The 260-nt window shown below is 68.8% G+C and carries 1 protein-coding gene; it reads right to left on the bottom strand.

The genetic code is table 11. The features are described from left to right. Positions 1 to 260 (bottom strand): Ig-like domain-containing protein (locus tag AK59_RS01000000124000; protein WP_032618792.1); only part of this gene is annotated, 260 nt, incomplete at both ends.

The following is a 260-nucleotide window of genomic DNA, read 5'->3' as shown; positions in this document are numbered from 1 at the left end:
CCTTCCGGCCCGGTGTTGCCCGATGGATCGGTGACGGTGGTGGTCAGGTCGTGTGCGCCGTTCGCCAGCGGCTGGTCCGGGGTGTAGCTCCAGGTGCCGTCCGGGTTCACCTTCGCGGTGCCGATGACCTGGCCGTTGTCGATGATGTTCACCGTGCTGCCCGGCTCGGCCCTGCCGCTCAGGGTCGGGGTGTTGTCATCGGTGGTGTCGCCGCTCACGACCGGGCCCTGGTACGCACCGACGTTGTCGGTGACCAGCAG

The sequence above is a fragment of the Enterobacter sp. T1-1 genome (genome assembly GCF_000710795.1).
GTDB lineage: Bacteria > Pseudomonadota > Gammaproteobacteria > Enterobacterales > Enterobacteriaceae > Enterobacter > Enterobacter cloacae.
Note: the sequence above shows the minus strand (reverse complement) of the source record. Positions and strands in the feature narration are given on the sequence as shown.